The organism is Polynucleobacter sp. AP-Capit-er-40B-B4 (genome assembly GCF_018882245.1).
In the GTDB taxonomy this organism is placed as follows: domain Bacteria; phylum Pseudomonadota; class Gammaproteobacteria; order Burkholderiales; family Burkholderiaceae; genus Polynucleobacter.
In genome coordinates this window covers 112,607-124,647 of record NZ_JACVOV010000004.1, presented here as the reverse complement: position 1 = coordinate 124,647, position 12,041 = coordinate 112,607, and the positions used below count along the sequence as shown (strand labels likewise).

At 47.0% G+C, this 12,041-nt stretch carries 10 protein-coding genes; 4 read left to right on the top strand and 6 right to left on the bottom strand.

Annotated elements, in window-relative coordinates; genetic code table 11:
* Window positions 1–46: 46 nt before the first annotated feature.
* From ICN19_RS09855 to fabI, 6 genes are all read right to left on the bottom strand, one after another.
* Complete coding sequence (locus tag ICN19_RS09855; protein ID WP_216247538.1) at window positions 47–1,036, bottom strand: tripartite tricarboxylate transporter substrate binding protein BugD; 990 nt, start codon at window positions 1,034–1,036, stop codon at window positions 47–49.
* Window positions 1,037–1,104: 68 nt separating this feature from the next.
* Window positions 1,105–1,950 (bottom strand): CoA ester lyase, encoded by an 846-nt coding sequence (locus tag ICN19_RS09850; RefSeq protein WP_216247536.1) that lies wholly within the window; start codon window positions 1,948–1,950, stop codon window positions 1,105–1,107.
* A 14-nt stretch (window positions 1,951–1,964) separates the two neighbouring features.
* Complete coding sequence (locus ICN19_RS09845) at window positions 1,965–3,341, bottom strand: MmgE/PrpD family protein (RefSeq protein WP_216247533.1); 1,377 nt, start codon at window positions 3,339–3,341, stop codon at window positions 1,965–1,967.
* Window positions 3,342–3,358: 17 nt separating this feature from the next.
* Window positions 3,359–4,243: a MaoC family dehydratase N-terminal domain-containing protein gene (locus tag ICN19_RS09840; RefSeq protein WP_216247531.1), complete on the bottom strand. Its 885-nt coding sequence runs from the start codon at window positions 4,241–4,243 to the stop codon at window positions 3,359–3,361.
* Between the two features lie 20 nt (window positions 4,244–4,263).
* Window positions 4,264–5,592 (bottom strand): chromate efflux transporter, encoded by a 1,329-nt coding sequence (gene chrA, locus ICN19_RS09835; protein WP_216247529.1) that lies wholly within the window; start codon window positions 5,590–5,592, stop codon window positions 4,264–4,266.
* Complete coding sequence (fabI, locus tag ICN19_RS09830) at window positions 5,589–6,374, bottom strand: enoyl-ACP reductase FabI (protein WP_216247527.1); 786 nt, start codon at window positions 6,372–6,374, stop codon at window positions 5,589–5,591. Before fabI ends, chrA begins: the two co-directional genes overlap by 4 nt.
* A gap of 50 nt (window positions 6,375–6,424) precedes the next feature.
* On the opposite strand from fabI, the gene ICN19_RS09825 reads away from it, so the two are divergent.
* From ICN19_RS09825 to ICN19_RS09810, 4 genes are read left to right on the top strand one after another with little or no spacing between them, the layout of a single operon-like run.
* Window positions 6,425–8,293, top strand: coding sequence for an extracellular solute-binding protein (locus tag ICN19_RS09825; protein WP_216247524.1), 1,869 nt, complete (start codon window positions 6,425–6,427; stop codon window positions 8,291–8,293).
* 11 nt (window positions 8,294–8,304) lie between these two features.
* On the top strand, window positions 8,305–9,369 hold the full coding sequence (locus tag ICN19_RS09820) for a microcin C ABC transporter permease YejB (RefSeq protein ID WP_205627523.1): 1,065 nt from the start codon (window positions 8,305–8,307) through the stop codon (window positions 9,367–9,369).
* On the top strand, window positions 9,366–10,391 hold the full coding sequence (locus ICN19_RS09815) for an ABC transporter permease (protein WP_216247522.1): 1,026 nt from the start codon (window positions 9,366–9,368) through the stop codon (window positions 10,389–10,391). The genes ICN19_RS09820 and ICN19_RS09815 overlap by 4 nt, the downstream gene beginning before the upstream one ends.
* Window positions 10,388–12,025, top strand: a complete 1,638-nt coding sequence (locus tag ICN19_RS09810) for an ABC transporter ATP-binding protein (protein WP_216247521.1) — start codon at window positions 10,388–10,390, stop codon at window positions 12,023–12,025. The genes ICN19_RS09815 and ICN19_RS09810 overlap by 4 nt, the downstream gene beginning before the upstream one ends.
* Window positions 12,026–12,041 lie beyond the last annotated feature (16 nt).

Below are 12,041 nucleotides of genomic sequence, written 5' to 3'. Positions count from 1 at the left end.
CAAAAAGCCAGCATTGTGCTGGCTTTTTGTTTGTTGCAATTAATGCTTAGTCTGGAATATTAGACTTGCGAATGATTGGACCCCATTTATTAATTTCTGCATCAAGATGTGTCTTGAGGCCATTAGGAGTCATCTTCTCTTGAGAGACAATGTCGATATTGGCATCTGCTAGACGTTTTTGTACATCGGGAGTGTTGAGCGCTTTTTTCAAAGCAGCATTTAACTTATCCAAGATAGGCTTAGGAACGCCTTTTGGTGTGTACATACCGTGCCAAACTTTCACTTCGAAGCCTTTGAGGCCTTGTTCATCCAAAGTTGGAACGTTCGGAATAGCTGGTAAACGCTTAAGGGTAGTTGTGCCGTAAGCTTTTACACGACCATCTTTAATATAGGGAATAGTTTGAGTGGTCTGATCGCATAGAAGATCTACTTGACCGCCTAATAAATCAGTGAGGGCAGGACCAGTTCCTTTGTAGGGAATGTTAGTTAACTTCACACCCATACGGCTCTGAAATAACAATCCACATAACTGGGATACCGCACCTGGGCCAGCATTCGCCATAGTGATTTTGGATCCATTGGCGCGAATATAAGCCTCAAGCTCTTTAAAGTTATTTGCTGGTAAATCTTTCTTACCCAACAACACCATTGGTACGTCAGCAACTTGACCGATATATTCAAAGCTGGTCATTGGATCATATGGGAGCTTGTCGTACAGGGCATTTGCTGTTGCCATACCCATGTGATGCAAGTAGATGGTATAGCCATCTGGAGCTGCACGCGCTACTTTAGTGCTAGCAATCGTTCCGCCTGCACCAGGTACGTTCTCAACAACCACAGTTTGGCCAAGCGCTTGACCCATTGGCACTGCAATCAAACGTGCCACAGAGTCAGTTGGACCGCCAGCTGCAAATGGAACAATCAGGTTGATCGATTTAGTAGGCCAGTCTTTTTGCGCAAGAGCGCTAGTACTTAGAAGTGCGCCAGCTGTTAATGCTGCTGCAATTCCTGAAAATAAAAATTTCTTCACTTTCATTTGATCTCCATGTTGTTGTTATGTGGATCGATTTTGCCAGTTTTAAAACTATTTTGTCTTGAATAACCCTAGTGTTTACCAGTAATTGCCAGTGTTCTTTGAGCTAATAACACTACTGGCCTATCAATCATCCTGCCATCGAGTTTTACAGCGCCGCCTTTAGATGCCTTGTCTGCATCAATCACTCGCTGGGCCCATGCTAGCTCTTCTTCGGTTGGCGTAAATGCGGCAACAACAATGCTCACTTGTTTAGGATGAATGCACAGCTTTCCGCCAAAGCCCATGCGCTTTGCGCGCTCAGCATCGTCAGCAATGCGCTCAATATCATCGGTAGAGGGTGTAACCCCATCAATAGGAGGGGCAATCTGTGCGAGGCGAGAGGCTAAAACAATTTGATATCGAGCAGTTTGCAGTTCAGTTTCTTGACGATCGCAAACCATACCAAGGTCAGCTTGTAAATCCAAGTTACCTAAAGCAAGGCGAATCACCTGATTGGAGTTAGCAATTTCTTTAAGTTGATCCAAGCCGATTGCAGTCTCAATCATCGGAATGATTGCGGTATTGGGCAATATCAGAGCGGCGCCATTAATTTGATCGAGCGATTCGCTTTTTGGAATCAGTAGACAGGCTACCTGTAATTCTTGCGCAAGGATGAGATCAGCTGCATAAAACTTGCTACCTGGTGAGTTCGTACGTATTACCAAACGTTTCTTTTGCTCAGCGCTAAAGCTTGGCCAAGCAGTGCGAATGGCATCGCGTGCGCTGACTTTATCTTCCTCAGCAACAGCATCCTCAAGATCCAACACAACACCACTGGCACCACTGTCAAGGGCTTTTACAAAACGCTCAGGGCGAGTGCCTGGAACAAATAAAAAGTTGGTGCTAAATCCTAAAGGTGTATCAAGTGGGTTCATAGATGGGTATGTGCTTAATTCGATGGAAGTAGAAAGCCTATCTTGGCTTGTTTGCGGATATTCCACAAGAGATCAATTGCTGTATTCATCTCGGCTGGGTTGGCGCCACCGCTGAAGGCAGCTAGACGCATCGCTTTGTCTGTAATTTCTGCGCGAGACAGGGTATTGCCAGGATCGCCCTTAGGCTCATCTACACGACCATCCAATATTTGCCCATTCTTTAAATGCACTTTGACTTTACCAATCCAGCGCTGTGGGTAGGCGCCATCTACTTCAGGATCCAGCGTCATCGAAACGCGCTCGCGGAATGCGCAGATTTCATCATCATGAAAGTGCTTGTCAAACTCTTGAAGGCCAGCAAATTGGTAGTGAGCAACTAATGCTAATACCGTGCCCATAGAAAACTTAGATTGATGCACGGTGACCGGATCAGTTACCGGCCCCAAAACATCGATGGCACCCTGATGAACCAAAGTCTCTACCTTTGAAATATCGTTAGGAGATAACTTATGAGCCAGCATCACTTGCAGCAAGGCGTCAGCAGCAGGGTGGGTATGGCGGCATGAGGCGTAATACTTAAAACTGGTTTCTGCTAAAGCCCAGCGACTGCCCAAACGATCTACCAGCTTGCTTGGATCGCTATCGCTAGACATGCCAGCTGCAAGACCTTGCTTACCCTCCAGAATATGCTGCGCACCAGTAAATCCAGCTTGTGCAATATACGCAGACATCAGTCCGGTAGATGCAGCATGCGCTGTATGGAGTTGTTTAGAGTCAGCGGCATCACGCAGAAATTCCCAAAGACCGGCTGACTGTGTGCCCGCAGAACCAAAGGCGTTAAGCATTTGCTCTGGAGAAAGCTTCAGAAGTCTCCCAACTGCTGCAGCCGCCGCTAGAGTGCCAGCAGTACCAGTGGTGTGAAACACTTTGTAATGAGAGCGACCTAAAAATTCACCAACACGGATGCCTACTTCATAGCCCGCTACTGCAGCTACCAATAATTCTTCGCCAGATGCACCAAGTGCTTGTGCGCAAGCAAGCACTGGCGGAAATACTACCGTTGCCGGATGAAAGACTGAACCATTATGAACATCGTCTTGCTCTGCAACATGGGATGCTGCAGCATTTGCCATTGCTGCCAAAAAGGGGCTAGAGGTTTTGCGGGAGACAAGAACCTCTGATGGACCAGCGTTGCTTGCATCAAACCCACCCATATTCTGTGTAAATTGGGTAATCAATTCAACCGGGCGCGAACCCTTACCCGCAATTGCTGAGCCAAACCAATCTACGAATAAATCTTCGGCACGGTTCATGACATCGTTGGGGATGTCTGCAGCCTTGAGGTTGGCTGCAAAGCTGGCGAGCTCACGGGAGAGGTGTTGAGTGGTCATAAATAAATAGTGTTTGATTAAGCTAGTACGGCAGTGGCTTGCATCGTGAGCCAACCTTCATGATCTTGCGCCCAAATCGAAATCGTTTTTCCACTAGGATCTTTTTCCAAATCAGGCTTGGCATTCACTTTAAAAATATTGATATCAAAAGTAGGGCGAATGGCGCGGAATTCAAAACTCTTGAGCTTGCAGTCTGGAATACTCTGGCGCACCAGATCAACCAGTAACGTTGCAATTAAAGGGCCGTGCACGATTAAACCTGGATAGCCTTCAACCTCAGTGACATATTTACGATCGTAGTGAATGCGATGACCGTTAAAAGTCAGCGCTGAGTAGCGAAACAGCAATACATCATCTGGCGTAATCGTTTTACTCCACTGTGCGTCTGTCGGTGCTGGAGTAGGGGCTACAGGCTTGTCGTCCGGTCCAGGAGCATCGCGATACACGATGTCATGTTCTTCAATGATTGCTAAGCCATTTTGATTAGAGATCTTGTGATTAACCAAAACAAAAATCAAATCACCAGTGCGACCCGCTTTATGAGTGACAGACTCAATTGTGGAAACTCTTTCAATTTCATCGCCAACAGCTAATGGTTTTATCCATTCAATACGACTGCCTGCCCACATGCGGCGTGGCAAGGGAACCGGGGGTAAAAAGCCGCCGCGTTTTGGATGGCCATCAGGACCAATTTCAGATTCGCGGGCATGAGGTAGAAAGTACAGCCAGTGCCACAACTCTGGCAAAAAAGTACCCTTACTTGGCGCCGGATCTTCATGATCCAAAGTGGCTGAGAGGGCGCGGACTGGCGCAGCTGTAACTGTGTCCTGTAATGACTCTGTTTTGCCGAGCCATTCTTGAAGATGGGTGATGGTTTGAGGTTCGATTCGCATAACTTCCATTATGCCAATCTTGGGAAAACTCACCCTATCAGGATGGAGATGTAATGGAAGAGCAATCCAGCTAAGGCTGACCCACCCAAGACCGTAAGAACACTCTTTTGGAATTTAAATAAGGCCAATCCAGCCAAGGCACAGATCAAGATCGAGATCCAAGAAATCGACCCACCAAAGCCCCTCGGCAAAAAGACGTGATAAGCAAAAAAGAGGCCTAGATTGGCAATGACACCAACAACGGCTGCGGTGATAGCGGTCAGTGGCGCTGTAAAGCCAAGTTTGCCGTGAGTCGATTCAATCAGCGGCCCGCCAACCAGGATGAAAAAGAAGGAAGGCAAGAAAGTAAACCAAGTTGCAACACATGCGCCGAGCACGCCAAACCAAAATGGATTGCTAGCACCAATCAAGTGCTGAATATGACCAGCAAGGTAGCCCACAAAAGCGACCACCATGATGAGTGGGCCAGGCGTAGTTTCACCAAGCGCCAAACCATCAATCATTTGATTGGCGCTGAGCCAATGGAAGTGATCAACGGCGCCTTGATAAACGTAAGGAAGTACTGCATACGCACCACCAAAGGTGAGGAAGGCAGCTTTAGAAAAAAACCAGGCAATCTGTGGATACAAATTCTTCCAACCAAAGAGCGCAATCAATGCACCCATCGGCAGCAACCAAAAACTCAGGGCAATCAAAGAGTGGCGAATTGTTTTTTGATGGCCAAATTGAGCGTGCAAAGGAGTGGGGGTGTGATCATCAATGATTGCACTGCCATAAGCACCAGATTCTTTGCTGCCATGCGTATTTTTTTGTTGAAAATATTCTGGATATTTTTTGCCACCCCAATAGCCAATCGCTGCAGCAATCGCCACGATGATCGGAAAGGCAAGATTCAGAATGAAGATAGCCAAGAAAGAGCCCAAAGCAATCCATTGCAACGCTTGGTTATGAATGGTGCGTTTACCAATACGTACTGCAGCGTGCAAGACTATTGCCGTAACAGCGGGCTTGATGCCAAAAAAGATTGCGGCAATCCAAGGAACTTGTCCATAGGTGAGGTAGACCCAGGATAGGCCAATCAATATGAATAAAGAAGGTAGTACAAAGAGTGTTCCTGCTAGAATGCCGCCCCAACTGCGGTGCATCAGCCAGCCTATATAGGTCACCAGCTGTTGAGCCTCAGGCCCGGGAAGGAGCATGCAATAGTTGAGCGCATGTAAAAAGCGCCGCTCAGAAATCCAGCGACGCTTTTCAACTAACTCTTGGTGCAGAACAGCGATTTGTCCTGCAGGGCCTCCAAAACTAATGAAGCCCAGCTTAGCCCAAAACTTCAGGGCCTCGCGTAGTGGAACGCTCAAACTTCATCCATTCCGCCAACTACTTGGCTAAAGCCGTTATCGACATAAATGATTTCAGCAGTAATGCCGTTTGCTAAATCAGACAACAAGAAGGCTGCAGTGTTACCCACATCATCAATGGTGACGTTGCGACGTAGTGGCGCAGTTTGTTCAACCGCTTCCAAAATCTTGCCAAAGCCTTTGATGCCAGATGCTGCCAAAGTTTTAATAGGGCCAGCAGAAATTCCATTGGCACGAATGCCTTTAGGACCAACTGAGCCGGCGAGGTAGCGTACGGAAGCTTCAAGAGATGCTTTAGCTAAACCCATGGTGTTGTAGTTGGGAACATTCTTCATCGAACCCAAATAAGTCAGGGTGAGCAAAGAGGATTTGTCACGTAACATTGGCAAAGCTTCTTTTGCCATTGCTGGGAAGCTATACGCAGAAATATCATGGGCAATCTTGAAGCCTTCACGAGAGAGGCCATCCAAGAAATCACCGGCAATGGCTTCGCGCGGTGCAAAGCCAATAGCATGAACAAAACCATCAAACTGAGGCCAGGATTTAGCCAAATCCTTAAAAAGGGCGCTAATTTGCTCGTCACTGCCTACATCACAGTCAAATATCAGGTCGGTATTGAATTCTTTTGCAAAATCAACGATGCGACCCTTAAAGCGTTCACCCACGTAGGTAAAGGCAAGTTCAGCGCCTTCGCGGTGGCAGGCCTTGGCAATGCCATAGGCGATAGAGCGGTTTGAGAGGAGGCCGGTAATGAGGATTTTTTTGCCGGAGAGAAAGCCCATGTTGTGTCCTTTGCTTCAAATATGATTAGCTATCTACAATTGTTGCATATATGCCCACCCTAAAACCCATTCGCCAAATTGCCCATTTCCTGCTGCTAGCGCTGCTAGTGGTGCTGGGCGCCGATACGGCTATGGCAGGACAGGGTATTGCGCAATACGGCAAGCCTAAGTATCCCGACGGATTTACCCATTTTGATTATGTGAATCCAAATGCTCCCCGTGGGGGAACCCTGGTCTTGCCAAATCCAGGCCAAAGAACCAGTTTCGATAAATTTAATCCTTTTACCCTACGCGGAATTACAGCCCCGGGTATCGATTTGATGTTTGAATCTTTGGCCGAGGGAAGTGCTGATGAGGTATCTAGTATTTACGGGTTATTAGCTGATGATATTCAGGTCGCTAAAGATCACAAGTCAGTGACATTCCATATTCGTTCAGAAGCGAAGTTTTCTGATGGTAGTCCCGTATTGGCGGCTGATGTTAAATACAGCTTTGATACTTTAATGAGTGGTAAGGCTCACCCACGTTACAAGACAACTTTTGCCGATATTAAAGAAGCGGTGGTTTTATCTGATCGCTCCATTCGCTTTGACTTTAAAAATGACAATGCAGAGTTACCAATCTTGGCGGGAACCTTTCCGGTGTTCTCACGTAACTGGGGTAAGCGACCTGATGGGTCAATGATCCCATTTGAGAAGCTTGCCTTTGAGGCGCCGATTGCAAGTGGCCCTTATTTGATTGAGTCTTTTAAAGCTGGCAAGTCGATTGTCTATAAAAAGAACCCAAACTATTGGGCTGACCAACTCAGTAAGCCACTCAACGTGCGCGTTGGTTTTTATAACTTTGATCGAGTGCTGTACAAGCTCTACAGTGATGATGCTGTCAGGTTGGAGGCCTTTAAAGCAGGGGAGTTTGATGCTTTAGTCGAGTATCGCGCCAAGATTTGGGCTAAGGGTTATGTCGGCTCAAAGTTTGATAAAGGTATTTTGCTGAAAAAGGCATTCCTCAATCACAACGGTGCTGGGATGCAAGGTTTTGCAATGAATGTACGCCGCCCAATTTTTAACGATGCGCGTGTTCGTGAAGCATTGGGATATGCGCTAGATTTTGAGTGGCTCAATCGCCAGATATTTTTTGATCAATACAGTCGCATAAATAGCTATTTTACGAATAGCGACTTAAGTGCTAATTTTGATGGCCCCCGCAAACCCACTGAAGCGGAGTTGAAATTACTTAAGCCTTTGAAAGCAAAATATCCACAGTGGGTTCCAGACGCTGTCTTTGGCCCAATGCCAGCAGCTCCCTCAACTAAGTCTCCTGGAAGTTTGCGTCAGAACTTAAAAAAAGCGCGTGAACTCCTCATGCATGCTGGCTGGCAATATCGTGATGGCGCATTACGCAATGAAAAGGGCGAGCCATTTCGGTTTGAGATTGTGGAAGATGGCGGCTTTTTCTTAAGAGTGATTTCTGCGTATGTCCGTAACTTGGAAAAGTTAGGGGTGCAGGTCGATATTCGTACGAGCGACTTTGCCTTGCACCAAAAGCGTATGAATGAATATGACTTTGATATGACCACCGTACGATTCCAGGATTCTCAAAATCCAGGTAACGAGCTCTGGGATCGCTTTGGTAGCCAAGCCGCCAAAGAAAAGGGTTCCGATAACGTGATTGGTGTGCAGTCACCTGTAGTCGATGCCTTAATTGATGAAATTACCAAGGCGCAAAATCGTGAGCAGTTAAGAACCGCGACTAGAGCACTTGATCGTGTCTTGTGGAATAGTTATTACGTAGTTCCTCAGTGGTACAACCCAACCCATCGCGTTGCCTTCCGTCACGAGATGCGCTATCCAGAACCACCTTTGTACTATTCGGCAGAACTGTGGATCATGCAAAATTGGTGGAAAGAGGAGTCTAAATAATGCAGGGTCAAATGCGCGCCTACATCTTCAAGCGTTTGCTTCTGATGATCCCAACGATCTTGGGTGTATTAACTCTGACCTTTGCCGTAGTGCAATTTGTTCCTGGTGGTCCAGTAGAGCAGATGGTGTTGGAGTTAAAAGGCAAAGGTAGTGCAGCCACAGGGGGCTCAGAGTCATCGGGCTCTGGTGCAACCTATCGTGGTCGTCAAGGCGTGGATGCGCAACGCCTAGAGGAAGTAAAAGCTTTATATGGTTTTGATAAGCCGCCTCTTGAGCGTTATTTCATGATGTTGGGCCGCTTTGCCAGATTCGATTTAGGTCAAAGTTATTACCAGCACGAAAGTGTTTGGCGTTTAGTGGTTTCTAAATTACCGGTATCGATCAGCATCGGTTTGTGGACTTTCTTTATTACCTATCTAGTTTCTATTCCTTTGGGTATTGCTAAAGCGGTACGAGACGGCTCACGCTTTGACGCCATCACTAGCAGCATGATCCTTGTGGGTTATGCGATTCCGGGATTTGTGTTGGGCGTCCTATTGCTAGTGGTCTTTGGTGGAGGAAGTTTCTTACAGATCTTCCCGCTACGAGGCTTAACTTCTGATAACTGGAGTGATCTCAGCCTCATTGGTAAGGTCATGGATTACTTGTGGCATTTGGTATTGCCAATTACCGCATCCGTTCTGGGAAGCTTTGCAGTAGTGACCATGTTGACCAAGAATTCATTTCTAGAAGAGATTCGTAAACAATACGTTCTGACTGCACGAGCAAAAGGACTTACAGAAAAACAAGTTCTCTGGAAGCACGTCTTCCGTAATGCGCTCTTGCCATTGGTAACAGGTTTCCCTGCAGCGTTTATTGGCGCATTCTTTACAGGCTCCTTATTGATAGAGACTTTGTTCTCTTTGGATGGGCTTGGCTTGCTTTCTTACGAGTCAGTGATGCGCCGAGACTATCCAGTCGTATTTGGCACCCTGTACTTATTCACCTTAATTGGTTTATTTACGAAGTTGATTTCTGATCTTTGCTATGTCTACATAGACCCACGCATTCAGTTCGGTGCGGGAGGGGGCTCATGAATCGTTGGCAACGTTTTAAAAATAGTCGCATGGGCTATGCCAGCCTGTGGATCTTCATGGTGCTCTTCGGTTTATCGATGTGTGCCGAGTTGATTGCCAATGACAAGCCTTTGGTGGTTCGCTATGAAGGCCATTTCTATTTTCCGATCGTGAAGAGCCAGCCAGAAACGGTTTTTGGCGGAGACTTTGCTACGCCAACTGATTTCTTAGATCCAGATATTCGTCAAAATATTACGAGCAACGGCAACTGGGCAATCTATCCACCGATTCACTATAGCTATGAGACGCTTAATTACTTCTCTAAAGTACCCAATCCGGCACCACCGTCTTTGGAGAACTGGTTGGGGACGGATGATCGCGGGCGCGATGTGCTGGCGCGTTTGATCTACGGCTTTCGCTTATCCATTCTTTTTGGTTTAGCGCTCACCATTGTTGGTGTCAGCGTGGGCATCATTACTGGATCCCTGATGGGATTCTTTGGTGGTAAGTTTGATTTAATTTCTCAGCGACTGATTGAGATTTGGTCAGCTATGCCAGAGTTGTACTTGCTCATTATTTTTGCTTCGATCTTTAACCCTAGCGTTTCCTTACTCATTATTTTGTTGGCTGCTTTTGGGTGGATGGGTTTATCGGACTATGTTCGTGCTGAGTTTTTCCGTAATCGCGCACTTGAGTATGTCCGTGCGGCGCGTGCATTAGGTCTGACTAATGTGCAGATTATGTGGCGCCATATTTTGCCTAATAGCTTGACGCCGGTAATTACCTTTTTGCCATTCCGCATGAGTGCGGCCATCCTCTCTTTGACAAGCTTGGATTTCTTGGGCTTAGGAGTGCCTCCAGGCACACCAAGCTTGGGTGAGTTGTTGTCTCAGGGTAAGAGCAATCTAGATGCTTGGTGGATTTCTTTATCCACCTTTGTGGTCTTGGTGGCAACCTTACTGTTATTGACTTTTATGGGCGAGGCATTGCGTAACGCATTTGATTCTCGTAAAGCAGGGTTGATGAGTGGAGGTCGCTCATGAGTTTGCTGCGCTATGAAGATCTATGTATTTCTTTTGGAACAGGTCGCCGCGAAAAATTTGCCGTTAATCATCTTGATTTAGAAATCGGCATAGGTGAACGTGTTGCCCTCGTTGGTGAGTCAGGTTCTGGCAAGACTCTGACTGCGCTAGCGCCATTGAGGCTTGAGCCGGAAGGTGCAAAAGTTTCTGGAAAGATTCTCTGGAATAGAAAAGATGGAAAGGGCGAAGTCGATTTGCTATCCATGTCTATTCAGGATATTCGAGAGATTCGTGGCCGCGAAATTGCCATGGTTTTTCAGGAGCCGATGACGGCTTTGAATCCATTGTTTACTGTGGGCAATCAAATTATTGAAGCAGTACAGATTTATCAGCCATTAATCTCGAAAGCAGATGCGATGGATGCTGCGGTTGATTTGCTGCGCAAGACAGGCATTCCCGAACCTGAGCGCCGTTTTCACTCTTATCCACATCAACTCTCTGGCGGTCAGCGACAGCGCGCGATGATTGCCATGGCTTTGGCATGCAAGCCGCGCCTTCTTATTGCGGACGAACCAACAACAGCACTGGATGTCAGTTTGCGTTTGCAGATTTTGGATTTGCTCAAAGAGTTGCAAGAAGAATCTAAAGATGATGGCGGCATGGGAATTTTATTAATTACCCATGATCTCAATCTGGTGAAACACTTTGCACAGCGTGTGGCTGTCTTGAACCAGGGTAATCTGATGGAGTCTGGTTCAACGAAGCAGGTGTTCGAACATCCCGAAGATCCATATACCCGCGCTTTGGTAAATAGCGAGCCTGTGCGTGACTTGGCGCCACTGATGCCTTTGGCGCCAGTCCTGCTAAAAACAGAAGACCTATCGGTAGCCTACCCAAGCTCCGAATCGGTGTCTTGGTTTAAAAAAGCGCCACCACATAAGGTTCTGAAAAAAGTCAGCTTCTCGCTAAAGCAGGGCCAAACCATTGGCGTGATTGGTGAATCTGGTTCTGGAAAGACAACCTTGGGTATGGCCGTCCTGGGGCTATTGGGCGACTCAGCAGCAGAAGTATCTGGCGATGTGGATGTGCTCGGCAATGATTGGCAGAAACTCAAACCAGTGGAGAGAAGAGCGCTACGCTCCAGCTTGCAAGTGATCTTTCAGGATCCTTTTGGCTCTCTATCACCACGCATGAATGTGCTGCAAATCGTTTCCGAAGGTTTGGATGTCCATTTTCCAAAACTGTCGACAGCAGAACGTGAAGCTCGCGTGGTGGATATGCTTAAAGAGGTTGGGTTAGATCGATCTGCGCTGCTGCGTTATCCCCATGAATTCTCTGGTGGTCAGCGCCAACGTATTGCGATTGCACGAGCACTCATCCTGCGCCCCCAAATTTTGGTTCTAGATGAGCCCACCTCCGCGCTAGATGTTTCTATTCAGAAACAGGTACTCGCCTTATTGACCGAGCTGCAGAAAAAGTACAACTTGGCCTACCTGATGATTAGCCATGATTTGGCGGTGATTAGAGCTATGTCACATGAGGTCATGGTTCTTAAGGGTGGCAAAGTGGTGGAGTTCGGTGATACTGAAACCCTTATTAAGCACCCCCGCCAAACCTATACCAAAGAACTTTTTGCAGCTGCCGAGCTGACTTAGTAGGATTAAGAGGGGG